Here is a 26,963-nt window from a genome sequence, read left to right as displayed (position 1 = left end):
CCGGTATCCGCATCCGGGGTGGGGCGGAGAGCCCGAAACCGCCGCGGCGGGCGCAGGACAAGCGCCCCGTTAGCACTCACTGGCATGGCGTTTCTCATGCGCCCGCCACCCCCTCGCCCAAGAGGCGAGGAGCGAAGCGACCGGGAAGAAAGAATCCCGGCGAGGACGGCCGGAGGCCGGACCGGGAGGAAACAAGAGGCGAGGACGGCCGGAGGCCGGACCGGGAGGAAACAAGAGGCGAGGAGGACCGAAGGTCCGACCGGGAGGAAACAAGAGGCGAGGACGGCCGGAGGCCGGACCGGGAGGCAAAGAAAGAGGGACGCGGAAGACCAGGCAACAATCCGGCCCGGATGCGGGCGCGGAAACGATGGCGCGTGCCTGCGGCTACCCGGCCTTGCGTCCTTCGAGGCTTCGCTCCGCGAAGCACCTCAGGATGGCGGTGGGTTTGCGAGACAGTGGGCAAACAGCCCGTGGCGCGAGTCAGCCGGCCGGAACGCCGACCCCGCCATCCTGAGGTGCGAGGGCGCAAGCCCGAGCCTCGAAGGACGCACGACATAAGGGCCTCGCGCAACCGCCCAACCTCCCCCTTGAGGGGAGGTCGGAATTTGCGAGCCGAATGGCGAGCGAAATTCCGGGAGGGGGTATTGCACCCGCGGTGTTCACCCCCTTCCGAAGCATGCGCTATGCGCCTGCTTCGACTCCCTTCGAGGGGCGGTTGGACGGAGCAGCGGCCCGGGAAGGGCGAGAGCAAGGCGGTCAGGCGAGCGAGGCCCCCCTACCCGCCGACCTGCTGCTGCAGCCTGGTCAGCGCGGCGCGGGTCTCGTCGTCGACTTCGCCGTCCGGCTCGCCGCCCATCAGCCCGTGGCCGATCAGGTAGCGCTCGATCTCGGTCAGCACCTCGACCGGATAATTCTCCGGGTGGTCGCGGAACTGGTCGAAGGTCCAGCTGTTCCGCGCCTGCATCGCCTGGATGAAGAGGTCGGCGGCGCGGCGGAGGTTCTTCTCGGTGCCGTTGCCATCCTTGTAGGCGACGCCGAGATTGTGCATGGCGACCGTGTTGCCGAGATTCGCCGCCTTGGTGTACCAGTCGAGCGCGGCGGCGGCGTCGACCTCGGTGGCGGTGCCGTTGGCGTAGAAATAGGCGAGCGACGCCATCGCCTGGGCGTTGCCGGCTTCCGCGCCCTTCCCGTACCACGCGAAGGCCTTGTCGAGGTCGGCCTCGACGCCGCGGCCCTTCTCGTACATCAGGCCCATATTGGCCATCGAGATGGCGTTGCCGGCGGCGGCACCCTTCTCGTACCAGGCGATCGCATCCTCGTAGCTCTGCGGCACGCCCCAGCCGTTCTCGTACATGAAGCCGAGGTTGGTCATCGCCCCGGCATTGCCGATCTCGGCGCCCTTGCGATACCAGGCGATCGCCGCGTCGAGATCGCGGGGCCCGCCCTCGCCGTTGGCGTAGAGATAGCCGACCGAGGCCATCGCCGGGCCGTTGCCGGCTTGCGCCCCCTTCAGGTACCACTCGCGCGCCTTGACCTTGTCGACCGGCACGCCGCGACCGCCGTCATACATGTAGGCAAGGTTGGCCATCGCCGCGGCGTTGCCGAGATTCGCCGCCTTCTCGTACCACTGGCGCGCCTCCTCGAAATTCTCCGTCACCCCGCGGCCATACTGGTAGAGGATGCCGAGGTTGGTCATCGCCGCCGCGTTGCCGAGCTGCGCCGCCTTGTCGTACCAGCCGCGCGCCTCGCGGAAGTCGCGGCGCACCCCCTGCCCGCCCTCGTACATCAGGCCGAGATTGACCATCGCCGGGCTGTCGCCGAGCTCGGCCGCCTGCTCGTAGAGCTGCCGCGCCCTGACATAGTCGACCTCGACCCCGCGGCCGAAATTGAAGAGCCGGGCGAGGTTGTTGATCGCCGAGGCGAAGCCCCTGTCGGCCGCCTTCTCGAAGAGCGAGCGCGCCGCGTCGATGTCCTGCGGGCCGCCGGCGCCGTCCTGGTAGAGCAGCGCCAGCGCGTTCATCGCCAGCACGTTGCCGCCGTCGGCCGCCTTGGCGTACCAGTTCCGCGCCTCGGCGAAGTCCCGATCGACGCCATCGCCGCTGTAATAGAGCCCGGCTAGGTTCGCCATCGCCGTCACGTTACCGGCCTCGGCCCCCTTGCGGAACCAATCCGCAGCCGCCGCGAAATCGACCGGCACGCCGGCGCCGGTGTCATAGATGAGGCCGAGGTTGCTCATCGCGATCGCGCTGCCTGCCTCGGCCGCCTGCTCGTAGCGCGCCAGCGCCTCGTCGAAACGCCCAGCGGCGTGGTAGGCGCGCCCGAGCTCGAAGACGTAGCGTCGCTCGTCGGGTGCGACCTCGATTGCCGCCAGACACGCGGCAATTGCCTTGTCCGCCGCCCCGCCAAGCAGCGACAGCGCCGTCCCGTCCACCTCGGCCGGCTTGTCCGCGTCGTAGGAATGCGCCGCCAGCCGGTCGCAGGTCTGGCCGGCATCCTCGTTGGCCGGAACCGCCGCGCGGTCGGCACGGGCCATCGGCGCGCCAACCGCCGAGCCGTCGCCGACGGCCGCCGGCCCGTCGCCGGATCCCCTGCCGCTCGCCACCAGTCGCAGCCGGCTTGCCGCCGCCGCCTCGCAATAGGCCTCGCCGCCGCCCTCGGCCGGACAGAATTGCAGGAAGGCGTCCCACGCCTCGACCGTGCTCAACTGCTCGGCCCTGCGGAAGGCGTCCGCCAGTTCGGTCTCCCGCGAGCTCGCCAGTTCCTCGCGCAGGCGTGCGATTGTTGTCGCATCCGGCACGATCGGAACTGTCGCGGTCGCCGCACCGACGACGACCGGGCGCTGGCGGTTGCCGGTTGCACCGGCGACGTCGCTGCGCAAATCATCCAGGAATGTCCCGAAGGCCAGCGCCGGCGTCCCGAGCCGCGCGAGTATCGCCGCGGCATAAGGGCTGTTACGGCCGTCCGCGGTCTTCCCGGTCGCGTAGGCGACGACCGTCCGGCCCGGCGGGTCGAGCGGAACCAGGCCCGGCTTGACCACCCGCATCCGCAACGACCGCTTCATCGTGGTGAGCAATGGATCGTCGTCCACGGCGGCAAGCATCACCAGCCGGATGTTCTTGGCGCCATCGACGGCGGCAACGAACCGCGACAGCGGTACCGCCTCGTCGTCCACGTAGGTGTCGCGCGCGAGGCGCGCATCGACCGGCACCAGATAATTCACCCCATCCACCGAGAGCGCATGGCCGGCGAAATAGATGACCGCCACCGACGCGGCATCCGCCCGTTCGTCGAAATCCCGCAGCGCGCGCCGCATGCCCCGCGCCCCGGCGTCTTTCAGGCTGATGACCTCGAAACCGATCTCCGCGAAGGCATTCGCCAGGTCTTCCGCGTCATTGACCGGCTGGTCGAGCACCGGCGCGGCGGAATAGCTGCTGTTGCCGATGATCAGCGCGATGCGCTCCCCGGCGGCGAAGCCGGCCGACGCATGGCCGCACAGCCCGGCGCCCAGCGCCAGGGCGAAAAGGGAACGAAGAGGTCTCGTCAGCATCATCTGCGCCTGTCCTCAGCCAAGCCAACGGCCCGTCGGCGGCGGATTATGCGTGTCCGGCTCCATTCTTGCCAAGACATGTCGGGCGCCGGGTCCTATTCCGGCGCGATCTCCCACGAGATGTTGGCGTTGGCCGTCACCTGCCGCTCGCCGGGCATGACCGGCACCGAATCCGACGCAGCCCGCATTTCGGCGCGGGCAAAGGCCGGCACGCCGCTGGAGGCATTGATGTCGAGGATGCGGACCAGCCGCACACCGGCGGCCTCGGCCATCAGCTCGGCCTTGCTTCTCGCTTCGGCGATGGCCTGCTTCAACGCCTCGTCGGATGGCGCCTTGGCATCGGAAATATCGAACTGGATCCCGCTGATGCGATTGGCGCCGGCGGTCACCACCTTGTCGAGCACCGCGCCGGACTCTGCGATGTCGCGGATCGTAACCCGCACCTCGTTGGAAACCTGGTAACCGACGACGCGCGGCAGCTCGTCGGAATCGCTGGTCGACGAACGGTACGGCTTCCCCTTGTAGATCGGATTGACGGAAAAGCCGCTGGTACCGACATCGCGCTCCTTGATCCCCCCGCCGAGGATCGTGGCGATCACCTTGCCGAGTTCCGCGTTGTTGGCATCGAGCGCCTCGCGCGCCGTCTCGGCCCGCGACACGACGCCGATGGTGACGATCGCGATGTCGGGTATGACCGACACCGAGCCCGCTCCGGCTGCGCTGAGGGTGGCGATCCGGGGCTCTTCGGCGATGGCGGGCATCGCGAGCGCGATCAGGACGGTGGCAGCGGCTGCGAATTGTCTCACGGACGATACTCCTTCGTCATACCGGGCGCGAAGCTCGCAACTTATTCTGACCGCATTGCGGCGAAGGAATTGCTGGCCGCCGCGATTCCACCTATACCGCACGTCGCTACAGGGCCTGTAGCTCAATGGTTAGAGCCGGCCGCTCATAACGGTCTGGTTGCAGGTTCGAGTCCTGCCGGGCCCACCATCAAGCCCGGGGATGATCCCCGGACTCAGAGCGCGAGCGGGGATAGCCCGACATCTCCGCAGGTTGCGGCTCTTGTCCTGGCGAGGCCGACGCCAAAAACGCCTTCACCACCCGCGAGACGCCAGATCGTCTCAGGTTGCCAACCGGAAGGCCGGTACGCTGCCGGGGAACAGCGGCTCCCGGTTCCGCTGATGCGCCCCAAATCGCGGCGTTGCTGATCCCGGTCGAACGGGACCGGACCATGGTCAAACTCGGATTGTGCCGCGTCCTCCCCCTGACGGCGGAATGGAGCGAATGCAGCGAGGAGTTTGCGTCGGCCTCCGACGATGACGGTCGGATTCACTTCGATCTTGGCGGTTCCACGATTTCGGTCGAACTCTCCCAGGCCCGGCTGTGGCAGGTCGAGGACGACGGCCTGACCGCCGTGAGGTCGTCCCAGCCGTCGAAGCCGAAGAACCTGCGGACCGCTTCTCCCCCCCTGGACGCGCTGGCGTGACGCGATCGGATCGTCATGGAAACGGCGGCCGATGTGGAGATGGGCGAGACCGGGTCTGGCGAAGCTTGGCCGAGAAAGCTGGAAGACGCCTCGATCGGCGCATGGACACCCGAGAAGACGGATCCCTACCTGCCCCGTGTCGCGGCGAGACGCCACGTGACTGCCCGAGCCATCGGGATCGTCACCTCACCGTTGGTTTCATCAACCGGTACGCCTCCTCGACACCATCACGCCCGGACACGCTCTTCCGTTGAGGGCCGGCATCTTCGGCGTGTCCCTGCTATGTTGCAGTTCGTCCAAAATCATATATGATTATTGCCACCGGGGAGGAAATCCAAGTGGACGAAAGACTTCAGCGGACCGCCGCTGCGGCGAAATCCGTGGCCGCCGACTGGGCGGTGCTCACGAATTTCGATTCAGTTTGCTACGCGGCCGGACACGTCGTCCCGATCGAAGCCGGCACCTCTCCATTCGCGGGCGGCCCGACGACGGCTTTCGTCGGCGCCGACGGAACCTGCGGGCTCGTCGCAGCGAATGTCGAAGGCGGCGCGGCCAATGCAAGTTGGGCCGACAAGATCGTCCTCTATGAAGGCTTCACCTTCGACCATCCCGCCGACCTCGGTTCCAACTACGCCGAGGCCGTCACGAATGTCGTCCACGAACTCGGCATCGGCGGCGTCGCGGGAATCGAGCCCGCCAGCTTCCCGGCGCAACTCACCGGAACGTTCGACCGGACCGTGGACCTCACACATCCCTTTCAGCGTGCGCGTGCGACAAAAACCGATGCCGAGAAAGTGCTGATGAAGCGCGCCGCGGAGGCGGCCGCCGCCGGCCAGCGGCGATTCCGCACGGCGACCCGCGATGGTCGCACCGAACTCGACATCTTTGCTGACATCCGGGCCGCGATCGAGAATTTCGCAGGCGAGCGTGTCGCGATCACCGGCGACTTCCTGTCGGGGAAGGAACGCACCGCCGGCTTCACCGGATGGCCGATCGACAGGGTCGTCAACGACGGCGACCCGCTGATCTCGGACCTTGCGCCACGGGTGGCCGGCTACTGGGGCGACTCTTGCGCCGCATCCGTCCTCGGTGTGCCGAACGAGGGCTACCTCAAGCTCTTCACCGCCGCGAAGGAGGCGCTGGACCGGGCGGTCGAGATCATGCGCCCCGGCGTTGTCATCGCCGATCTCGATGCCCAGCTGCGCGCGCACGTCGCCCGCGCCGGCTACGCCTATCCCCATCATTCGGGTCATTCGCTCGGAACTTCGGTCCATGAATGGCCGCGACTCGTTCCGTTCGAAAACGCGACCCTCGAGCCCGGCATGTTCCTGATGGTCGAGCCGGGTGCCTACGACCCGGCGATCGGCGGGGTTCGCACCGAATGGATGATCGAAATCACCACCGATGGGTGCCGACCGGTCGCGCCGTTCGAGCACCTTCCCGGCATTTCGAGCGGTGAATGAGGACTTCGCCGCATTGATCGTCGCCGGTCGTCGCCGGCTTGCAATGGAGGAATACAAGATGAGTTGGAGACTATTGACGCTGGCAGGGGCATTCGCCACTGCCCTGGTTACGACGGCCTTGCCGTCGGCGGCCGCGGAGAAGTCGGCCGTCAGCCTCGAGGGCATCGAGCTCGCCAAGCCGACCGCCGAGCAGGCGGAGGCGCTGAACCTCCTGCCGGAAAGCCTGCAGCCCTACTATGTCGGCTACTGGCTCCTCGCCGAGATCGGCAAGAATCCCTACGCCGGCTGGACGCCGCCGGAGGGTCCCTGGAAGTTCTGCTACAACGATTCCTACCAGGGCAATTCCTGGCGCCAGGCCGCGCTCGACAAGTACAAGGCGCTGGTTGCCGACTACAAGGAGAAGGGGCTCGCCTCCGAGGACCTCGTCGTCACCAACTCCAATAACGACATCAACGTCCAGCTTTCGCAGCTGAACAACCTGGTCCGCGAAGGCTGCAACGTGATCCTGTCGATCCCGTCGTCGCCAACCGGCCTGTGCTCCGGCATCAAGGACGCGCACGACAAGGGCGTCCTCGTCGTCACCGTGGAGTCCCCGGTGACCTGCCCCGAGGCGATCAACGTCGGCTTCAACGAATATTTCGTCGCCGCCAAGACAGCCAAGTGGGTCGCCGACGCGATCGGCGGCAAGGGCAATGTCTTCCTGATCAACGGCATTCCCGGCCTTGCCCCGACGCTTGCCCGCCACCAGGCCGCGCTCGACGTCCTCGGCAATTTCCCGGACATCAACGTGGTCGGCGAAGTCGAGGGCCAGTGGACCCCGTCGACGGTCAAGACCAACACGCTGAAGTTCCTCGCCACCCATCCGCAGCAGATCGATGGCGTGGTCGACAGTGGCCTCGGCGCCGTTTCGGCCTGGCAGGCCTTCGAGCAGTCCGGCCGTCCGCTGCCGAAGATCAACGGCTTCGTCGGCGAGTGCTCCTATCTCGCCTACGTCAAGGAGAAGGACATCCCGGTCTATTCGACCTCGCAGGGCGGCGCCGCCGCGGTGTGGACCGGCTTCGATGTCGCGACCCGCATGCTCAACGGCGAGAAGCCGGTCGTCAGCACCCTTTTGATGCCGCTGCCGGAGATCACTCCGGAAAATGTCGATGACTGGTACACCCCGGACATGACCGTGCAGTCGTCGTGCTTCGCCGATCCGCCGGACGGCCGCCGCGTCTCGCCGGAATTCCTGGACCAGTACTTCACCAAGGGCTGATCCCGGGTTACCTGAAACGGGCTGTCGCTCATGAGCGGCAGCCCCATACCGGAGCGGTGGTGGTCGATGTCGAAGAGCGTTCTCGTTGCTTACGCGATGGTCCCGCTGCTGTTTATCCTGAGCATGGTCATGATCCCCGGATTCGGCTCATGGCCCAGCATCGTCTCGCTGCTGGTCATCGCCAGCTTTCTTGGAATCGCCAGCATCGGCCAGACGCTGACCGTCCTGCTTGGCGGCATCGACCTTTCGATCCCCGCGATCATCGGCCTCGCCAACGTGCTCACCGTCCGCTGGTACGGCGCCGGAATCCCCTTCCCGCTGGTGGTGCTCATGGTCATCGCGGTTTCGATGGCGATCGGCGCGACAAGCGGCATCCTATCGCGCGTTCTCAACGCCCATCCCCTCCTCGTCACGCTTGCCGCCAGCTTCATGATCCTCGGCGCGGTCCTCGTCTACACCGAAGGCCAGACCATCGGCACGGTGCCCGACTATCTGATGGCAGCCGTATCGCCGGCGGGCCGCACCGGCCCGATTCCGTTTCCCCCGATTGTGGTCGTGTGGTTCGCGCTGACGCTTCTCGTCGTCGCGATCGAACAGCGATCCCTGCTCGGTCGCTACCTCTTCGCCACCGGCGCGAACGAACGCAGCGCCCGCCTCGCCCTCGTGCCGGTAACGCTGGTCTGGGCCGCGACCTTCGCCGTCAGCGCCGGCTGTGCCGCGATAGCCGGCATCCTGCTCGCCGGCTTCAGCGGCGGCGCCGATGCCAATGTCGGACAGCCCTACCTCTTCCAGACGGTCGCCGCGGTCGTGGTCGGCGGCACGGCCCTCCTCGGCGGTTCGGGCAGCTACGGACGCACCTTCGCCGGAACGCTGCTGATCACCGAACTGACAACCTTCCTGATCGGTCTGGGGTTCAGCGAACGCATCCAGCAGATGATGCTCGGCCTGCTGATCATTCTTCTGGTTGCGCTCTATGGCCGTGAATCGCATGTTCGAAGCCAGATTTGACGGCCCCGCGGTCGGTGCCTCCAGCGGGGACAGAACGGGAATGGATCAGGAGCCGGCTGTGACGGGCGGAGAGGCAGCAAACGTCGCGGATCGCCGATGCCTCGTCCGGATCACCGACGTGCGCAAGTCATTCGGCGCCACCAAGGCGCTTGTCGATTGCAGCCTCGACATCGCGGTCGGCGAAATCCGCGCGCTGCTCGGCGAAAACGGCTCCGGCAAGAGTACCCTGGTCAAGATCCTGGGCGGCGTCCTTCCGGCCGATAGCGGCACGATCGCGATCGATGGCGCGCCCGTTACCTTCCGCTCGCCGCGGCAAGCCCAGGCCGGGGGTGTCGTCACCGTCTTCCAGGAAACCCTGATCGTCCCGGAAATGTCGGTCGTCGAGAACATCTTCCTCGGTACCGACGGACTGTTCCAGTGGAAGTTGACCCGCGCCGAACAACGGCGGATAGCGGCCGAGGCGCTCGCCGGTCTCGACGCCGCGTCCATCGGGCTCGATACCAGCCTCGAGGCGCTGCCGCTGCACCGCAGGCAGATCGTCACCCTGGCACGGGCACTGGTCCGCCCGTGGCGTCTGTTGATCCTCGACGAGGCGACCTCGGCACTCGACATCGGCGGCCGCGACGCCCTGTTCAACTATCTCAGGCACCACCGCCCGGAAGGGTCGGCGGTTCTGTTCATCTCGCACCGTATGGACGAGATCGCGAGCCTTGCCGACGCGGTGACGCTTCTCCAGTCCGGCGAGACCACTGCCACCCTGCCCATTGGCGATGCGCCGGCCGAGCTCCTGATCAACATGATCTCGAAGTCGCGCGGCGAGGGTGGCGTGTCGATCGAACCTCGTGTCCGGGATGCGACGGCGGCGGCCGCGGATGAACCGAGATACCGGGCGCGCGACGTCGTCCTTCATCCCGGCTCCAGACCGATCGACCTCGATATCCGGCCGGGCGAGATTCTCGGCTTCAGTGGCCTCGACGGTCATGGTCAGGCAGACTTCCTCGCCGTCCTCGCCCGGGTCCGCAAAGCCGAAAGCGGATCGGTCGAGGACCGGCGGGACGGTTCTTGGCATCCGGTCGAGTCGATGCGCGACGCGGTGCGGCACGGCATCTGCTACGTCCCCCGCGACCGGAAGAACGAGGGCCTGTTCGGCGGCCTGTCGGTACTCGACAACTACAGCCTGCCGACCCTGCCACGCTGGGCGCGGCTGACCTTCATCGACCGCAAGGGCCTCGGCAAGAAGGCCGAGCAGGACCTCAACGTCATGCGGACGCGCTACCCGGGGCTCAAGGCGCCGGTCGGGCGGCTGTCGGGCGGCAACCAGCAGAAGGTCCTCCTCGCGCGCTGGCTTGCCGTCGGCCCCGAGTTGATGATCCTCGACGACCCGCTGCGGGGTGTGGACGCCGCCACCAAGGTCGAGGTCTACCAGGTGTTCCAGGATCTGGCCGCGCAGGGCGTGACGCTGCTCTTCCTGTCGACCGAGATCGAGGAACTGCTGATCGCCTGCGACCGTATCGTGGTGTTTCGCGAGTCCGAGATATCCCGCGTCCTCGAAGGGGAGTCGATGTCGCGCGAAGCGGTCGTCGCGGCGATGTTCGGTCAGCAGGACGACGGCAAGACGCAAGGGGCCATCGGATGAACGCGATCGATCGTTTCCGCCGTCGCTTCGCCTATGCCGGGCCCGCAATCGCCACGGCTCTGGTGCTCCTTGCCATCAATATCCTCCTCGACCCTTCCTTCCTCGACCCGACCAACTGGCCGTCGATCCTCGCCGTCGCGATGCCCTTCATACTGATCGCCATGGCGGCGGCCCCCGCGATCGTCTCGGGCGGCGGCGGGATCGACCTGTCGATCGGGCCGCTTGCCGGCTTCGTCAACGCTGTGCTCATCGGCTCGCTCTTCCCGGCCGGGATCACAACGCCCCTCCTCGTCATCCCGGCGACGCTCCTCATCGGCGCCGGCGTCGGCACCGCAAATGGCTTCCTCGTCTCCGTCGTCCGTGTGCCGCCGATCATCGCCACGCTCGGCACCTATCTCGTTCTTACCGGCGCAACGCTGGTGGTCCTGCCGATGGCGGGGGGACGCGCGCCCGACTGGATCATCGCCCTCGGCCAGGGCTTCGGCGGCTTCCCGATGCCGCTCCTCATCCTGGCGGTCGTCGCCCTTCTCTGGCTGCCGGTCCGCCAGTCCGCATTCGGACGCAATCTGCTCGCTACCGGGGGCGACCAGCGGTCGGCCTTCGCCAGCGGGATCAACGTCACCGCCGTGCGTTTCCTGGTCTACGTGTTCGGTGGCGTCGTTGCGGCCATGACCGGCTTCGCCTTCACGGTATCTCTCGGCTCGGGTGACCCGACTGCGGCGGGCCCCTACACATTGATAGGTATCGCCGGTGCGGTGCTCGGCGGTACCAGCCTTGCCGGCGGTCGCGGCGGCCTGCTCGGCGCGGCGGCAGGTGGATCCGTCCTCTTCCTCATGCAGAACCTGCTGAGCCTCGCCCACGTGTCCGCCTTCTACGCCCAGTTCACCTACGGGCTCATCCTGGTGCTCGCCCTGGCGATTAATGGGGCGGTCAATTCTCGTCGGCGACGGCGCGAGCGGGCCGCGATCAGCGAACTGCACGAAGCCACGACGGTTCGATGAGGAATGGAGTTGTTACCCGAGAAGCCTGTTTTTGCATCCCTTAATCATATATGATTTTGGATGAAATGCGTGTCCGACCGAAGGGAGGGAATGATGACAGAGACGACCACCGGCACCCGTGAGCCGGAAGCGGCCATGGCGACGGGACCGTTGGCAGGCCTGCGGATCGTCGACCTCACGCTGGCCATGGCCGGACCGCTCTCGACCCAGCGGCTTGCCGACATGGGCGCCGAAGTCATCAAGATCGAGGGGCCGGAGCGACCGGACTTCACCCGAAATTCGCCGATGGCGGACATCTATCTCGGTGGCGAGGCGATCCCTTATCTCACCCTCAATCGCAACAAGAAGTCGCTCGCGCTCGATCTCAAGAGCGATACCGGACGCGAGGTCCTTTACCGGCTCGTTCGGACGGCCGATGCGGTCGTCCAGAACTTCCGGCCTGGCGTCGCCGGCCGCCTCGGCATCGACCACGAGACCCTTGCCGGGATCAAGCCGGACCTCGTCTATGTATCGATCTCCGGCTACGGCGACGAGGGACCGATGGTCGCCAGACCCGGCCAAGACCTGCTGGTGCAGGCATTTTCCGGTCTCACCTGGAATGCCGGCGCAGAGGACGCCCTGCCCCACCCCTCGCCCGTCTACATGATCGACGTGATGGCCTCGCACCTCGCCAGCGAAGGCGTCCTTGCCGGCATCCTCCAGCGGCTGCGCACCGGCAGGGGCTGCGAGGTGAAGGTCTCGCTTCTCGGCGCGGCGCTCGAGGTCCAGATCCAGGAATTGTCCACCTACCTCACCACCGGTCGTCACGCGCCGCGGGGCAGCCAGCCCTACGCCTCGACGTGGATGGAGCCGCCCTACGGCATCTACCGGACCAGCGACGGCTGGCTTGCGATTGCCCAGTCAAGCCTCACCGCGATCGCCGAGGTGGTCGGGTCGGAGGAGCTCGCCCGGCTCGCGAAAGAGAAACCGTCCGACCCCGAAGACCGCGACGGCATCAATGCCTGGCGGGACCGCATCTACCCTGTCGTCGCGGAGGCGATCGCCGGGTGGCACACCAACGATGCGGTTGAAGCCTTGTTCGCCGCCGGTGTCTGGTCGGGGCCCGTCAACGACTATGCCGCGGTCCGCGATCACCCCCAGTTCAGTTCCTATTTCGTTAGCTATGAGCACCCGCGCGCCGGCCTTATGACGACGACCGCGCCGGCAATCCGCTTTTCGACGGATCCCGCGCCGACGATTACCGGCGCGCCCCATCTCGGCCAGCACACGCCGGAGATTCTGAGCGATCTCGGCTATTCGCCGGCCGAACGGGATGAGCTCGTCAGATCGGGAGCCGCTGCATGATCAACGAGATCCTGGTCGAGAAGCCGGGCAACGGGACGGCCGAACTTGTCCTTAACCGCGCGGCCAAGCACAATGCCATCACCCCCGGCATGGCGGCGTCGATCCGCGAGGCGCTTGCGAGCCTGGAAACCGATGCGGAGGTGCATGCGGTCCTTGTGCGCGGCGCGGGCGAGCGTGCCTTCTGCGCCGGAACCGACCTCCACACCCTCGACGAATACGCCGATGCCTGGGCATGGCGGAACGGCGTCAACTATGCTCTGGAATTCGGCGCCTTCCGCAAACCGCTGATCGCCGCCCTCAAGGGCTGGGTCTATGGCGGCGGATTCGAGATCGCCCTCAACTGCGACATCCGCGTCGCGTCCCGCACCGCCCGCTTTGCCGCGCCCGAGGTCAAGCACGGCTGGCTCGGTGCCGGGGGGTTCTCGCAGCGCCTTGCCCGGCTCGTCGGCTTCGGCCAGACCAGTCGCATCCTCCTCACCGGCGACCCGATCGGGGCCGAAGAGGCCTACCGCATCGGCATCGTCGAATTCTTGGTCGAAGAAGGCGGCGAGCTCGAGGAAGCGCGGCGTCTGGCGGCCGTGATCGGAAGCCATGCCGAGATCGCGACGGTCACCGTCAAAGCCGGGATTCGTGCCGCGATGGAAGGTGGTCTCGCAAACGGCCTGGCTATGGAGCGCGAGCTCATGGCCCTTGCTTTCGCACTCGGGGCGCAACGTTCAGGACCGGACGCCTTTGGGAAGCGCGAACGCGGCTGACGCTGCCATGTCCGCTCTCTTCATCAGCCCCCGTGACCGACGCATCGTCTTCAAAGCGTTCGAGGCCGCTGGCAATGTGTTTGGTCACCGCTTCCCGCAGTGCCGCGCGGTCCCGTCTCTCGAGTGCGCGGATGATCAAATCATGCTCCCGAACGAAACGCTTGACGTCGCCGGGACCGCGGCCAGAGGTCGGACGCGTGATCTTCTGGTGGTAGCCGAGCCGGCGATAGGCTTCCGCGAGGGGCGGGTTGTCCGCGAGGGCCACAAGCTCGACATGGAACCGTTCGTTGAGCGTGACGAAGTCACGGAAGCCGCGGAAGGTGGTTCCGTAGGACCCCTTTGCGATCAGGCGGTTGATCGCTTTCAGGTCGTCCAGCGCCGCCGATGTGCAGCTGTCGATCGCGAGCTCGGCCGCCCCGAGCTCGATCACCCAACGTGCCTCAAACAGCCGCTCGAGCTCCGCGATCGTCGGGCGTGGCGCGACGCGGTAGCCCTTGTTGCGCTCGAAGGTCACCAGCCCTTCGGCATGGAGCCGCGCCAGCGCCTCGCGGACCGGTATCAGGCTGATACCGAAGCTACGGGCGAACTGGTCGATGATGATCCGCTCGCCTTCGGTCAGTTCGCGATCGGCGATCAGGCGCAGGAGCTCCTCGTGGGCAAGATCGACGAGGCTCGCCCGCGATGGGGAGACGGAGGGAGCGGTCGCAACGGGTGAGCGGGACAAGCGTGACAATTGTTCTTCCTGGGACGGTCTCAGCACTTCTACCGAAAAGGATCATATATGAGCAATCTGATGTTGAAGGGGCTGGGCTGGGGACATCGCCGGGCCGCCGGGCCGCTCGAGCCCCTGTCGCAGGCGTTCCGCGGCCAATGTCCCGACGTGACGGTCGATTGGACGATCCGGCCGCTCAGCGATTTCGAACACCAGCCGATCGGCGACATCGTAGGCGAGTACGATTTCCTGATCATCGACCATCCATTCTGTGGCGATATCGCTGCGGCGAGCGCTTTCCTGCCGCTGGAGGAGGCGATTCCCGATCTCCTCGGGCCGCAGGCCGACGGATTCTATGTCGGCGATTCACTGCCAAGCTACCGCTACCGGGGCCATGTCTGGGCGGCACCGATCGATGCGGCGACGCCGCATGCCGCTTATCGCCCCGACCTCCTCGACCGCTGCGGCGAACGCGTCCCGAAGAGCTGGCGCGAAACCATCGCCCTCGGCAAGCGGATTCGCGACAAAGGCTTCTGGCTAGCCACGCCGGTGAAATCGCCGCATGCCTTCGCCACGGTCGCCAGCCTGATGGCCAATCTCGGCCGGCCAATCGCCACCGACCCGGACGAGCCCTTCACATTCGATCGTGAAACGATGTCCACGGCGCTGGATGCCCTCGACGAGCTACTGGCGCTTTCCCCACCCGAAACCCTTGAATGGAACGCGATTGCGATCGAAGAGGCGATGGTCGACCGCAACGACATCGTCTTCACGCCGTCGGTCTATGGCTACGCGACCTACGCCGAAGCCGACATGCGCGCGCCGCTTCGATTCGCCGATTTCTGCGGACTTCGCGCCCCTTATGAAGCTGGTTCGATGCTCGGCGGCACCGGGCTTGCGGTGTCCGCCGCGACCCAGCATCGCGACATTGCGCTGAACTTCGTGCGGTTCTGCCTGTCGCGCGACGCCCAGGATCGGATCATCCCCGAGCATCACGGCCAACCGGCTCTTGTCACGGCATGGGAAGACGCCGCGAATGACGCCCGGTTCGGCGGCTATTACTCAAGCATCCGCCGGTCGATCGAGACGGCCTGGACCCGGCCCCGGCGACCTTCCTACATCCGATTTCAGGCTAAAGCCGGCGACCTGATCGAAGCCTGTTGCCGTCGCGACATTGGCAAGAGCGCGACGCTGGACCGGATCGCCGCGGCGGCAGAGGAAATCTTCGGCGAAGATCGCGTGCTGACCGCCGCCGAAGCTACGGGAGGTTGATCATCATGGGAATCCTTTCGGGCTATCGGGTTCTGGACTGCACCATCGCCATGGCAGGTCCTTTCGCCGCCCAGCGCCTCGGTGATCTCGGCGCAGACGTCGTCAAGGTCGAACCGGTCACCGGCGAATGGCAAAGGCACGTCGCGGCCGGCGGCGCCCAGGGCAACAAGGTCAACGTCTCCTTCCTTTCGCTCAATCGCAACAAGCGCTCGCTGGCAATCGACCTGAAGTCTAAGGAAGGCAAGGCTGTCCTCCTCGATCTGGTCCGCGGCGCGGACCTCTTCCTGCAGAATTATCGTCCCGGAGTCGCCCGTCGCCTCGGCGTCGATTACCCGGCCCTGTCGGCCATCAACCCGAGGCTCGTCTATGTTTCGATCTCGGGCTACGGCGAGAGCGGCCCCTATGTGAATCGCCCCGGCCAGGATCTGGTTTTGCAAGGCATGTCGGGCGCGATGCTCTCGGCCGGCCGCGCCACCGAGCCACCCAACCCGGCCGGTCAGTACATCGTCGACGCGGTGACCGCCTATACCGCATTCGAAGGTGCCCTCGCCGCGCTGCTCCACCGCGAACGGACCGGCGAAAGCCAGCTCGTTGAGGTCAACATGCTCGACGCGATCACCACACTGCAGATGCAGGAGCTTTCGGTTTTCACGGTCGCCGGCAAGCCACAGGAGCGGTCCGCCGAGCCGCATGCCCACGTCTATATCCGCGCGCCCTACGGCACCTTCGCGACGAGCGACGGCTTCATCGTTGTCGCGTTCCCTCCGCTGCGGAAATTTGGCGGGCTGATCGGCGAACCGGCCTTCCTGTCGATGGACGACGAGGCCGATTCATGGACCCGACGCGACGAGATATTCGCGCGCACCCGGGATCGCCTCGTGACGCGAACCACTGCCGAATGGCTCGATCTCTTCCGCGAGAACGACATCTGGTCGGGCCCGGTCTACGGCTTCGCCGACCTCCTCGACGACCCGCAGATCATCCACAACGGTACCTTCGTCGAGTACGATCATCCAACCGAAGGACACGTCAAGACCCCCGGCTTCCCGATCCATTTCGAAAAGACTCCCGCGAAGGTCTATCGCGGCGCGCCGCTGACCGGCCAGGACAGTCGCGACGTGCTGCGCGAGGCCGGCTACGACGAAGAGAGGATTGACCGGCTGATCGCCTCGGGTGCCGTCGTCGCCGCCGAGAAAGAAGAAGAATAGATCCGAACGGGCCCTCGTCCGCCCACAGGGAGAGAATCACGAGCCATGACCGAAGAAGTCGCCTTTGCCGTCGACAATGCCGTCGCCACGATCACGCTTGACCGCCCGCAGAAACTGAATGCGGTGACACCGGAGATGACCGACGCAATCCTTCGCCATGTCGCCGTCTGCAACGACGACGACGGCATCCGCTGCGTCGTCCTGACCGGGGCCGGAGAAAAGGCGTTCTGCGCCGGCTCGGACATCAGGGAACTCGACCGTTACGACACGCCGTGGAATTTCCGGAATCGGCCAGACTACTGCGACGCCATCCGCAAGCTCCTCAAGCCGACGATCGCCGCCGTGAACGGCTATGCCTTCGGCGGCGGTCTCGAGCTTGCGATGAGCTGCGATATCCGCATCGCGTCGCGGAAAGCCAGCTTCGCCGCGCCAGAGGTCAAGCTCGGCTGGATCGGCGGCGGCGGCATGAGCACCTTCCTCGCCCACTCCATCGGCCCTTCGAATGCCGCGCTGATGATCATGACCGGCGATCCGATCGACGCGGCCACCGCCCTCGCCTGGGGGCTCATCACCGAGGTCGTGGATCCAGAGACGCTGGTGTCGCGGGCGTCGGCGATCGCGGCAACGATTGCCTCGCGCGCCCCGATCGCCGTGGAAACCGCGAAGCTCAACCTAAGGGCGGCTTTCACCATGCCCGTCGAGAAGGCGATCGAATACGAGCGCGACCTCCAGACGATCTGCTTCGCCACGAATGATGCCGCCGAGGGCCGGGTTGCGTTCAAGGAGAAGCGCATACCGGTCTTCGCAAGACGGTGAGCGTCGCGAGAAATGAAGATCGTCCAGGCGCGCGCGGCTGTCATGATCTCCACCGAGTATGAGGATCGGCATCGACGAGCACCGAAACTCTCGCCGGTCGAGCCATCCAATTCATCTCTCTGGACATGAGTGCGAAGATCGAAGGGTCGTGTCTGACAGCGCTCGGGCGAGTCCGGTTGACAACCGTCATGGAGGCGACGATTGTTGATGATCTAACAATCTCTCCGGGACGCACGAGTTGGGAGGAAGAACCGTGGCCGACGTGGTGGTGCGTAAATTCGTCACGCAAGTCGATGAAATCTTTCATGAAGGCGGACCGCCGCCGGCAAGGCCGCACAAGCGCGGCGCGATCCTCGCGGTGATCGCCAATCCCTTCGCCGGACAATACGTCGAGGACATTGCGGGCTTCATGGATACCCTGAAGCCGCTGGGTCTCGACATGGCGGGCCGGCTCGTCGCCGCGCTTGGCGGCGACCCGAAAGCGATCGAGGGCTATGGCAAGGGCGCCATCGTCGGCGAAGCGGGCGAACTGGAGCACGCCGCGCTTTGGCATGTACCCGGCGGCTATGCGATGCGGGAGCTTCTCGGGGGAGCCAAGGCGATCGTCCCCTCGGCCAAGAAGGTCGGCGGTCTCGGGGCGCGACTCGACATCCCGATCACCCACATCGACGCCTCGTATGTTCGCAGTCATTTCGATGCATTCGAAATCGGCATAGTCGATGCGCCCCGATCCGGTGAAATTGTCCTCGCCCTGGTCATGACCACCGGGCCGCGAGTCCACGCCCGCGTCGGCGGCCTCGCCGCTGCCGACATCAAGGGCGAGGACGGCCTCAGATGAAGGCGCGCATCCGCAAGATCACCACCGTCCTGGAAGAGACGCTGGTCGAGGGCGACAAGCGGGTCGATCCACCGACGCGGCGGGTCGCAGCCGTTGCGGTCATCGAAAACCCCTTCACCGGCCGTTTCGTCGAAGACCTGTCCGGACTGATGGATGTTGGCGAGGAGCTTGGCGGCCTGCTCGCCGAGCGGGCGGTTGCCGCGCTCGGCATAGCGGGGCCCGAGGTGGAGAGCTTCGGCAAGGCGGCGGCGGTTGGCGCCGACGGCGAACTAGAGCACGCCGCGGCGATCCTTCATCCGAAACTCGGGGCGCCTTTCCGCAAGGTCCTCGGCAAGGGCGCCGCGCTCATCCCCTCCTCGAAGAAGCGCGGCGGACCGGGCGTCGCACTCGACATTCCGCTCGGCCACAAGGACGCCGCCAAGGTTCGCAGCCACTTCGACGGGATGGAAGTCCGGATCGCCGACGCGCCGCGGGCGAACGAGATCATGGTCGCGGTCGCGGTGACGGATTCCGGCCGGCCACATCCACGGGTCGGCGGACTGAAGCGGGAGGACGTGATCGGCGAGGACGGCCTTAGCTGACCGTTTGCGCCTGCCGAACGACGATCGGGAACCGCGTCGCCGGCGGCGTGTTGCGCGAACGCCCGGTCCGGATCACACCGTCGATCACCGTCATGCCGATCCCCGGCAGGTCGCCAAGCGCGATGCTGTCGAGAAATGACCGGCCCGCCGAATGCTGGGCGGTGTCCATCAGGACGAAATCGGCCGTGCGCCCGACCTCGATCAGGCCGCAATCGAGATCGCGTATCCGCGCCGTGTTGCCGGTGGCAAAGCAGAATGCGACCTCCGGCGGAACGTCCCCGAGGGACGACAGGAAGGCGACCGTCCGGACGATGCCGAGCGGCTGAACGCCGGATCCGGCCGGCGCATCGGTGCCGAGCAGGATCCGATCGAGCTGGCCCAGCTCCTTTGCCGTCCGCAAAGCGTGGAGAGCGGCACGTTCGTTGCCATTGTGGACGATCTCCAGCCCGCGCCCGCACTGCTCGCAGAGGCAGGTGATCTGGTCGTTGGGAAGTGCGGTATGCCCCCCGTTCACGTGCCCGATCACGTCCGTATCGGCGGCAAGGACCACGTCCTTGTCGATCAGACCCGACCCCGGAATGGATGGGCCGCCGGTGTGAATGGTGCTCTTGATGCCGTATTTGCGGGCCCAGGCCACCATCTGCCGTGCGGTGTCGCCGTCCTTGACCGAACCGAGCCCCACCTCGCCGAGGAGCTTGACCCCCGACTGCGCGAGGTCGCGGAAATCATCCTCGACCATGCCGTGCTCGATCACGGGCGCCCCGGCATGGACCTTGACGCCCGACGGCCGGAACGCGGAAAAGGTGCGCTGCGCGGCGACCGCGAGCGCCTTCAGCCCGACGATATCGGTCGGCCTGCCGGGCGTGTGGACCTCGCCGGCAGAGATCATCGTCGTAACCCCGCCGTGCAGGCACGAGTCGATCCACCCGATCTGGTTCTGGCGCGGAGTCCAGTCTCCGGCGACCGGATGCATGTGGCTGTCGATCAGCCCCGGGGCCAGCACGACACCATTGGCATCGACAATGGTGGCGGCATCACCGGTATCGACATCCTTTTCCCGCCCGATCGCCGCGATGCGCCCGTCGACCGCCACGATCGTATCGGCATCGAGAATGGGATTTGCCAGGTCGCCCGACAGCAGCAACCCGATATTGCGGATCACCAGCTTGCCGGACGACTCTGTCTGCGGGGCGTCATGGGCCATCTTTCCAGTCTCCAGTTGAATGCCCGCGGAGAAGCCCCGCGGGCAGGCTAGTCGTCGGTCTCGGGCTCGGCGACGGGAGTCCCGGCGACCTTGTTCAGCAATTCGAGGAAGATCTCCTGCTCGTCGGGAGTCAGCGGCGACAGGACCCGGCGCCCGACCTCGACGCTCTGGGTGAGCAAAGGCAGGGTGTAGCGGACGCCCTTCCGGGTGAGCCTGACCATCGACAGGCGCTGGTCGTGAGCGGCATTGGAGCGCACCACGAGGCCGAGCTTCAGCAGCTTGCGGACGACGATGCTGATCGTCGACGGATCCATCGCGGTCAGCCGCCCCAGCCGGTTCTGGGACAGCTCGCCATATTTCATGATCGTCGCGAGCGCCGCCATCTGGGTCGGGGTGAGGTTTCTCTCGCTGACCACTTCCTGGAAGCACATGGTCGCTCGCTGGTGGGCGCGGCGGATGACATGGGCGGGATGGGCGGAGAGGTCGTAGCCCGACGCCGTGAACCGGCGCTGCACCTGCTTGAGGCCGAGGGAACCACCCTCCGCCACCTCGTCGTCGCCGGCCCCTGTCCGCTTCTTCTTCGTCGCTGTCCGCATTCAACCGCGCCTCTAATCTCCACCCGCCTGTCTACGCCGCGACTTCCATATTCTCGATGACACCACCCGACGAGAGGGCAGCCACCACGGTCGCGGCGTCACTGACGATGCCGAAATGCGTGGCAATGTCATACAGGCTGCTTTCCTGCTCCCGCGGTCCGGTCGCCGCGCAACAGTCGCGCGGCACGACGATCTCGTAGCCGAGAAAGAAGGCGTCGTGAACGGTCGAGCGGACGCAGATGTTGGTGACCACACCGAAGACGATGACCTGATCGACCATCATGTCCTTGAGGATAAGGTCGAGGTCGGTCTGGAAGAACGAGGAATAGCGGGCCTTGAGGACCACGAACTCGTCGTCGCGTGCGCCAAGCTCCTTGATCACCTCCGTGCCCCAGCTGCCCTCCTCGGCGTGCGGTGTGCGCTTCAGCATCTCGCGGTCGCGACGCAGGTGCCGCCGGTGGCTGTCGCGAACCCAGATGACCGGCACATCGGCGCTACGCGCCGCGGCGATGACCGACAGCTGGTGGGGAACGAGCGCCTCGTAGCCCGGCAGGACCATTCGCCCTCCCGAGACGCAGAAGTCGTTGATCATGTCGACAACGATGACGGCGGCGCGCTTCGGCTCGAGCTGGATCTCGCGGTCACTCTTGTGCGCGGAGAAGACGTCGACGGTCATGGCATTTCTCCTCTGCTTCGGTCAGTCGCTGAGTAGGGTGTAGAGAAGGTCGAAGAAACGGTCGGCGTCGACCTCGTGGGCGATCTCGGCATTCGGCGGCTCGCCGCGTTCGTTCCAGAAATCGGCCACCGTGGCGCCGAAAGCGAAGGTGCCGGACAGATCGACACCGATATGGGCAGGCCGAAAACGCACCAGCGTCGGGTCGATGACCAGCGCCAGGGCCAACGGATCGTGCAACGCGCCACCGACCCCCATGCTGTTGCGGTGAAGCTTCTCGTAGAACCTCAGCCAGTCGACCACAACCCTCCCGAGGGGCGTGTCGATCTTGCCGAGCGCTTCGTATTGCGGGGCCTCGACCAGCACCTGCATCGTCACGTCGAGGCCGACCATCTTCATCGGCAGGCCGCTGTCGAGAACGATGCGGACGGCCTCGGGATCGCAGAACGCATTGAACTCGGTCGGCGTGATGAACTCGCTTTTCCGATAGAACACCCCGCCCATCCAGATCAATTCGCGGATCTTCGGCAGCACCTCGCGATGCTTGAGGATGAGAAGACCGATATTGGAAAGCGGCCCGGTCGCGACAACACGGATCGGCTCCGGTGCCTCCAAGAGCTTTCGGGCGAGGAAGTCGACCGCATGAACCGGTTCCAGCGCCTTGGTCGCCGGCGGCAGGTAGGGCGATCCCTCGAGTCCGCTCGGGCCGTCAGCGGTACCAAGCACCAGCGGACGGGCGAGCGGCCGATAACAGCCCCTCGCGACCGGTACCGACGCGGCGCCGATGAATTCCAGGATGCGCAGGCAGTTCTCGGTAGTCCGCTCTATCGTTGCGTTGCCGCAGGTGGTTGTCACGCCCAGGAGATCGATCGCCGGCGAACGCTGTGCCATGACGAGGGCTATCGCATCGTCATGGCCGGGGTCGCAATCGTAGAGGATCGGTTCGCCGCTCATGCTTCGAGGCTCCCCCGCTCGTAGCGCCCGATGGTATCCTTGAAGAGCCGCATGAACCGCCGCCCGTCGATGCCGGAACAGATCCGGGTGGCCGGCGGCCCTCCCCCGGGGAGGATTTGCCGGCCGTGATAGGCGACCGTCTGGCCACGCGCTATCCGGCCATCGAGCACGACGTCGACGAAGCGCGGTTCGGTCATCGTGCAGATATCCGGATCGATGGCGAGCGCGACGGTGATGACGTCGTCCATCGGAAAGCCCATCAGGGCGAAGAATTCGCGCCAGATGTCGATATAGATCGGAAAGACGTCGGTGATCATCGCCGCGACAGGATTGTCGGTTGCCGCCTCATCGAGGTCATAGAGGTCGTCCCGGGTCATCATGCCGGTCGCCGCGCGGTTGTCCTCGCAGACGTCGAGCGGCACCAGGATCGCGTCGGCCCCGGCATTCAGCACGACACGCGCCGCCTCCGGATCGGCCCAGATGTTGTATTCGCTGACCGGCGTCATATTGCCCGGCGTGGCGAAACAGCCTCCAAGAAGGAGGAGCCGCTTCACCGATCTCGCAAAGCGCGGTTCCTGGAGGATGGCAAGCGCCAGATTGGTCATCGGCCCCGTCGCGGCGACGGTGACCTCGCCCGGCGAGGCAAGCACCGTCTCGATGAGAAAGTCGACGGCGTGTCTCGAATCCGCCGGGCGGCGCGGCTCCGGCGCCTTGGGATTGAACGTCCTCAGCCGGTCGCCATAGCGGGCGATGAGTTGCTTCTCGACATTGACCGGCGCCTCCATGTCGGCCTTGGAATTGCCGACGATCGGCCGCCAGGCACCAGCCGCCACGGGGATGTCGTCGCGGCCGGCAAGGCTCAACGTGTTGAGGACGACATTGGTCACCTGCTCGATGGGGCCGGCAGCACCGGTCACGGTGGTCACGCCCTCGAGCTTCATTCCCGGCGCCGCTGCCGCGAACAGGACCGCCAGGATATCGTCGCCCGCCGAATCGACGTCGAGAATCAACCGTTCCATTCGACCTGCCTCAACTCTCGTTCCTGCGTCCGGCGCCGGCGTCCGGTGGCCCCTCGATCCGCATCAGCCTCTTCATCGAATCCACCGTCTCCCGGACGATCCGTGGCCGGGACCGGTAGGCGAGCGCGAACAGGGCGGCAAGCGCCACCAGGTAGGGAACCGTCAGGACCAGATAGGACGGGAAACCGAAGGTCTGCAGCCTGAGCGCCAGCGCGTCGGAGAATCCGAAGAGCAGACATCCGGCCAGCACCTTCAGCGGGTCGCCGTTGGAGAAGATCAGGATCGCCACCGCCATGAAGCCGCGACCGGAGGACATGTTCTCGGTGAACATCGTGATGTAGCCGAGCGACAGATGCGCACCGGCCAATCCGGCGAGGACGCCGCAAAGCAGCGATGCAATATAGCGAATCCGGGTAATGGAGAGGCCCTGCGCCTCTGCCGCTTCCGGCTTTTCGCCGACGACACGGATATGCAGTCCGAGCCGCGTCCGCTGATAGAAGACGATCAGGATCGGTACCATGGCGAAGGCGACATAGACCAGCGGCGTATAGCCGGAGACCAGTTGCCCGAAGACGCCGAGATCGCTCGCGCCCGGGATATGCACCGGCTTCAGACCGACGATGCCGTGGCCGACGATCGACCCGCGCGTGCCGAAGATCGCCTTCATCAGCGAGATCGTCATGCCGCCGGCGAGGATGTTGAGCGCCAGGCCGACGACCACCTCATTGGCGCGGAACGAAACGACCAGAACGACGAAGATCAGCGCAAAGGTCACCGCCGCGGTGACGCCGCAAAGCACGCCGAGCCAGGCCGAGCCGGTGAAGATCGAGCCGATCACGGCGAAGAAGGCACCAACCAGCATCTGGCCTTCGAGGCCGATGTTGAAGATGCCGGCCTTGGTGGTGAACGACCCGCCAAGGGCGACGAGCAGGATTGGCGCCGTCGTCCGGATCGTCGCGACCAGCATGGCGACGTTGATAAGGCGCTCTAGAACTTCCATCGCCGCTCCGCTGCCGTGCTGTCGCCACGCCGGCGCATGAGGATCTGGGCGGAAACGCTGAGGATGATCAGCGCCTGGATGACGGTGATGATCTCGCGCGAGGCGTTGGTATCGACCTCGAGCAGCAGCGAGCCGCTACGCAGCGCGCCGAAAAACAGCGCCGCGCCGATGGTACCGATCGGATTTCCGTTGGCCAGCAGCGCGGCGATGACGCCATCGAACCCGAAACCCGGCGCGAAGCCCTCCATGAAGCGGTGGTGAACGCCAAGCGCCTCGATGCCGCCGGCAAGACCGCCCACCGCGCCCGAGGCGAGCAGAACGAGGAAGATATGCCGCTTGATGTCGACGCCGCCATATTCGGCAAACTTGAGGTTCTGCCCCATGATCGAGACGGAATAGCCGCGCGACGTATGGCGGAAATAAAGTTGCACGGCAACCGCCAGCGCCAGTCCGATGATCAGCCCCCAGTTCAGACGCGAGAAGGAGAACAGCTCCGGCAGGTAGGCGGAGGGCAGGATCGGCGCGGTCTCCGACCAGCCACCGGGGCGCTTGAACAGGAAGATGGTGAAATAGGAGGTCAGCAGTACCGCGACATAGTTGGACAGGATGGTCGAGACCACCTCGTTGGCGTTGTAGCGGGCCCGGAAGAAGGCGGGAATGGCAATCCAGGCCATGCCTGCGAGCATCGCGACGAGAATGCCGACCAGCATGTGGAGGCCGGCGGGCAGCGGCAGATAGATGCCGACGATCACCGCCGCGAAGCCGCCCATGAACAACTGCCCCTCGACGCCGATATTGAAGAGGCCGCCGCGGAAGGAGATGCAGGCGGCGATGCCACAGACAAGGATCGGCGTCGTCTGGAGCAGCGTCCCGGCGATCCGCTCCGTGCTGCCAAAGGCGCCTTCGAGCAGCGTCGCGAAGACGAGGATCGGGCTCTCGCCGACGACCATGATGACGACAGTGCCGAGGGCGAGCGCGATGAAGATCGCGATCGCCTGACCGATGACCGGGCGCAGGGTTTCGCTCATGCCACCGCCGCCCGATCCGGCCCGGTCTGAACGCCCGCCATCAGCAGGCCGAGGGCCTCCTCGCTGACGCTGTCTCCCGGCAGCTCGCCCATGATCAAGCCGTTGAACATGACCAGGATACGGTCGGCGAGCGCGATCAATTCGTCGAGCTGAACCGAGATCAGAAGGATCGCGCGGCCGTCGGCCCGCTGGCGCATGATCTCGTTGTGAATCGATTCCGTGGCGCCGATATCGACGCCGCGAGTCGGCTGGTCGACCAGCAGGAAGTCGGCGTCGTGGGAGAATTCGCGCGCCAGCACCACCTTCTGCATGTTGCCGCCGGAGAGGCTCTTCACCAGGGCATCCGGACCGGAAGCCCGGACGTCGAAGCGCTCCATCATCTCGCTCGAGCGCTCCCGCACGACAGCCCAGTCGATCAGGCTGCCCCGCGCCCAGGGCGGCGTATCCTGCCGTCCCATCAGAATATTGGCGGCGATCGACGACTGCCGGTCGACGCCGCGCACGACGCGGTCGCCGGGGACATGCGCGACACCGGTATCGCGGATACGCCGGGGCGAAGCGGCGGTCAGGTCCTCGCCGTGAATCCGGAACGTCCCGTGACTCGCCGGCCGCAGCCCGGACAGCACCTCGGCGAGCTCGGTCTGGCCATTGCCGGCGACGCCGGCGATGCCGACCACCTCGCCGGCGCGCACGTCGAAGGATACGCCGCGGACGGCGGGCAGGCCGCGATCGTCGCGGCACCACAGATCCTTGACCGACAACACCGTCCCGCCGGTCGACGGCTCGCGCTGACGCCTGTCGAAGCTGACCGACCGGCCCACCATCATCTGGACGAGATCGTTCTTGGTCACATCCGCCGTTGGCCGCGTGTCGACCTTCCGCCCGAGACGCAGCACCGTGACGGTGTCGGACACGGCCATCACCTCCTCGAGGTGATGGGTGATGAAGATGACGGTCATGCCCTGTGCGACGAAACCGCGAAGGGTCTGGAACAGCTCGCGGCTTTCCTGGGGCGTGAGCACCGCCGTCGGCTCGTCGAGGATGATGATGCGCGCGCCGCGGGCCAGGACCTTGAGGATCTCGATCCGCTGCTCGATGCCGACCGAGAGCAGGCCGACCTGCTCGGTCGGATCGACCTTCAGGCCGAAGTCGCGGGACAGGCGCTCGGTCTCGGCGATCTGAGCCTTGTGGTCGACGAATCCGGCTCGACCCCGCTCCATGCCGAGGAAGACGTTTTCGGCCACCGTCAATGACGGCACCAGCTTGAAATGCTGATGCACCATGCCGAGACCGGCGGCGATCGCCGCGCGCGGATTGGCAACGACGATCGGCTTGCCGTCGATCAGTATCTCCCCTCCGTCGGGCTGCAAAAGCCCGAAAAGGACGTTCATCAGGGTCGTCTTGCCGGCGCCATTCTCACCGACGATGGCATGGATCTCCCCGGCCTTGACCACCAGGTCGACACAGTCGTTGGCGACAAAGGTGCCGAAGCGCTTGACGATTCCCCTCAGCTCGACCGCATGGCTCAAGAGTGTGCCCCGCCTACCGTCTCGTTGACATA

The 26,963-nt window shown here is 66.0% G+C and carries 24 protein-coding genes and 1 tRNA gene; 14 read left to right on the top strand and 11 right to left on the bottom strand.

Annotated features, from left to right (window positions below; translation table 11 throughout):
* Window positions 1-775: 775 nt before the first annotated feature.
* Together KDJ86_RS03235 and KDJ86_RS03230 are read right to left on the bottom strand one after the other, a co-directional pair.
* On the bottom strand, window positions 776-3,547 hold the full coding sequence (locus tag KDJ86_RS03235; RefSeq protein WP_291742839.1) for a caspase family protein: 2,772 nt from the start codon (window positions 3,545-3,547) through the stop codon (window positions 776-778).
* Window positions 3,548-3,642: 95 nt separating this feature from the next.
* Window positions 3,643-4,353 carry an SIMPL domain-containing protein gene (locus KDJ86_RS03230; RefSeq protein ID WP_291742836.1) on the bottom strand — a complete coding sequence of 237 codons (711 nt, stop codon included), beginning with the start codon at window positions 4,351-4,353 and terminating at the stop codon, window positions 3,643-3,645.
* A 111-nt stretch (window positions 4,354-4,464) separates the two neighbouring features.
* Between KDJ86_RS03230 and KDJ86_RS03225 the strand changes: the two genes are divergently transcribed.
* From KDJ86_RS03225 to KDJ86_RS03185, 9 genes are all read left to right on the top strand, one after another.
* Window positions 4,465-4,540 (top strand) — tRNA-Ile (locus tag KDJ86_RS03225).
* A gap of 241 nt (window positions 4,541-4,781) precedes the next feature.
* The gene (locus KDJ86_RS03220) at window positions 4,782-5,036 is read left to right on the top strand and encodes a hypothetical protein (RefSeq protein WP_291742833.1); all 255 of its coding nucleotides are present in this window, start codon (window positions 4,782-4,784) and stop codon (window positions 5,034-5,036) included.
* 338 nt (window positions 5,037-5,374) lie between these two features.
* Window positions 5,375-6,499 (top strand): M24 family metallopeptidase, encoded by a 1,125-nt coding sequence (locus KDJ86_RS03215; protein WP_291742830.1) that lies wholly within the window; start codon window positions 5,375-5,377, stop codon window positions 6,497-6,499.
* 58 nt (window positions 6,500-6,557) lie between these two features.
* Window positions 6,558-7,757: a substrate-binding domain-containing protein gene (locus KDJ86_RS03210; RefSeq protein WP_291742827.1), complete on the top strand. Its 1,200-nt coding sequence runs from the start codon at window positions 6,558-6,560 to the stop codon at window positions 7,755-7,757.
* A 30-nt stretch (window positions 7,758-7,787) separates the two neighbouring features.
* The gene (locus tag KDJ86_RS03205; protein ID WP_291742825.1) at window positions 7,788-8,765 is read left to right on the top strand and encodes an ABC transporter permease; all 978 of its coding nucleotides are present in this window, start codon (window positions 7,788-7,790) and stop codon (window positions 8,763-8,765) included.
* 118 nt (window positions 8,766-8,883) lie between these two features.
* Window positions 8,884-10,401: a sugar ABC transporter ATP-binding protein gene (locus KDJ86_RS03200; RefSeq protein ID WP_291742824.1), complete on the top strand. Its 1,518-nt coding sequence runs from the start codon at window positions 8,884-8,886 to the stop codon at window positions 10,399-10,401.
* On the top strand, window positions 10,398-11,402 hold the full coding sequence (locus KDJ86_RS03195; RefSeq protein ID WP_291742821.1) for an ABC transporter permease: 1,005 nt from the start codon (window positions 10,398-10,400) through the stop codon (window positions 11,400-11,402). Before KDJ86_RS03200 ends, KDJ86_RS03195 begins: the two co-directional genes overlap by 4 nt.
* Before the next feature lie 93 nt (window positions 11,403-11,495).
* Entirely contained in the window at window positions 11,496-12,746 is a 1,251-nt protein-coding gene (locus KDJ86_RS03190; protein ID WP_291742818.1) for a CaiB/BaiF CoA transferase family protein, read from the top strand.
* Window positions 12,743-13,501, top strand: a complete 759-nt coding sequence (locus KDJ86_RS03185; RefSeq protein ID WP_291742815.1) for an enoyl-CoA hydratase/isomerase family protein — start codon at window positions 12,743-12,745, stop codon at window positions 13,499-13,501. The genes KDJ86_RS03190 and KDJ86_RS03185 overlap by 4 nt, the downstream gene beginning before the upstream one ends.
* Here KDJ86_RS03185 and KDJ86_RS03180 read toward each other — a convergent pair.
* Window positions 13,428-14,261, bottom strand: a complete 834-nt coding sequence (locus KDJ86_RS03180) for a GntR family transcriptional regulator (protein WP_291742812.1) — start codon at window positions 14,259-14,261, stop codon at window positions 13,428-13,430. The genes KDJ86_RS03185 and KDJ86_RS03180 overlap by 74 nt on opposite strands.
* Window positions 14,262-14,282: 21 nt before the next feature.
* Here KDJ86_RS03180 and KDJ86_RS03175 point away from each other — a divergent pair, with 21 nt between their 5' ends.
* From KDJ86_RS03175 to KDJ86_RS03155, 5 genes are all read left to right on the top strand, one after another.
* Window positions 14,283-15,485 carry an ABC transporter substrate-binding protein gene (locus KDJ86_RS03175; protein ID WP_291742807.1) on the top strand — a complete coding sequence of 401 codons (1,203 nt, stop codon included), beginning with the start codon at window positions 14,283-14,285 and terminating at the stop codon, window positions 15,483-15,485.
* Between the two features lie 5 nt (window positions 15,486-15,490).
* Window positions 15,491-16,693 carry a CaiB/BaiF CoA transferase family protein gene (locus KDJ86_RS03170; protein ID WP_291742805.1) on the top strand — a complete coding sequence of 401 codons (1,203 nt, stop codon included), beginning with the start codon at window positions 15,491-15,493 and terminating at the stop codon, window positions 16,691-16,693.
* Between the two features lie 45 nt (window positions 16,694-16,738).
* On the top strand, window positions 16,739-17,509 hold the full coding sequence (locus KDJ86_RS03165) for an enoyl-CoA hydratase/isomerase family protein (RefSeq protein ID WP_291742803.1): 771 nt from the start codon (window positions 16,739-16,741) through the stop codon (window positions 17,507-17,509).
* A gap of 253 nt (window positions 17,510-17,762) precedes the next feature.
* The gene (locus KDJ86_RS03160) at window positions 17,763-18,347 is read left to right on the top strand and encodes an amino acid synthesis family protein (protein WP_291742801.1); all 585 of its coding nucleotides are present in this window, start codon (window positions 17,763-17,765) and stop codon (window positions 18,345-18,347) included.
* Window positions 18,344-18,928 (top strand): amino acid synthesis family protein, encoded by a 585-nt coding sequence (locus tag KDJ86_RS03155; RefSeq protein WP_291742798.1) that lies wholly within the window; start codon window positions 18,344-18,346, stop codon window positions 18,926-18,928. Before KDJ86_RS03160 ends, KDJ86_RS03155 begins: the two co-directional genes overlap by 4 nt.
* On the opposite strand, the gene KDJ86_RS03150 is transcribed toward KDJ86_RS03155, so the two are convergent.
* From KDJ86_RS03150 to KDJ86_RS03115, 8 genes are read right to left on the bottom strand one after another with little or no spacing between them, the layout of a single operon-like run.
* Entirely contained in the window at window positions 18,921-20,132 is a 1,212-nt protein-coding gene (locus tag KDJ86_RS03150; protein ID WP_291742796.1) for an amidohydrolase family protein, read from the bottom strand. The two genes, KDJ86_RS03155 and KDJ86_RS03150, sit on opposite strands and share 8 nt — an antisense overlap.
* Before the next feature lie 47 nt (window positions 20,133-20,179).
* Entirely contained in the window at window positions 20,180-20,728 is a 549-nt protein-coding gene (locus KDJ86_RS03145) for a MarR family winged helix-turn-helix transcriptional regulator (protein WP_291742793.1), read from the bottom strand.
* A gap of 31 nt (window positions 20,729-20,759) precedes the next feature.
* The gene (locus KDJ86_RS03140; RefSeq protein ID WP_291742790.1) at window positions 20,760-21,404 is read right to left on the bottom strand and encodes a cysteine hydrolase family protein; all 645 of its coding nucleotides are present in this window, start codon (window positions 21,402-21,404) and stop codon (window positions 20,760-20,762) included.
* Window positions 21,405-21,425: 21 nt separating this feature from the next.
* Window positions 21,426-22,355 (bottom strand): nucleoside hydrolase, encoded by a 930-nt coding sequence (locus KDJ86_RS03135; protein WP_291742787.1) that lies wholly within the window; start codon window positions 22,353-22,355, stop codon window positions 21,426-21,428.
* Complete coding sequence (locus KDJ86_RS03130) at window positions 22,352-23,374, bottom strand: nucleoside hydrolase (protein WP_291742784.1); 1,023 nt, start codon at window positions 23,372-23,374, stop codon at window positions 22,352-22,354. The genes KDJ86_RS03135 and KDJ86_RS03130 overlap by 4 nt, the downstream gene beginning before the upstream one ends.
* 10 nt (window positions 23,375-23,384) lie before the next feature.
* The gene (locus KDJ86_RS03125) at window positions 23,385-24,374 is read right to left on the bottom strand and encodes an ABC transporter permease (RefSeq protein WP_291742782.1); all 990 of its coding nucleotides are present in this window, start codon (window positions 24,372-24,374) and stop codon (window positions 23,385-23,387) included.
* Window positions 24,362-25,402 (bottom strand): ABC transporter permease, encoded by a 1,041-nt coding sequence (locus tag KDJ86_RS03120; protein ID WP_291742779.1) that lies wholly within the window; start codon window positions 25,400-25,402, stop codon window positions 24,362-24,364. Before KDJ86_RS03120 ends, KDJ86_RS03125 begins: the two co-directional genes overlap by 13 nt.
* Window positions 25,399-26,931 (bottom strand): ABC transporter ATP-binding protein, encoded by a 1,533-nt coding sequence (locus KDJ86_RS03115; RefSeq protein WP_291742775.1) that lies wholly within the window; start codon window positions 26,929-26,931, stop codon window positions 25,399-25,401. Before KDJ86_RS03115 ends, KDJ86_RS03120 begins: the two co-directional genes overlap by 4 nt.
* Window positions 26,932-26,963 lie beyond the last annotated feature (32 nt).

This window comes from Bauldia sp., from assembly GCF_020442045.1.
Classification (GTDB): domain Bacteria; phylum Pseudomonadota; class Alphaproteobacteria; order Rhizobiales; family Kaistiaceae; genus Bauldia.
This window is presented reverse-complemented; position numbering and strand designations above follow the sequence as displayed.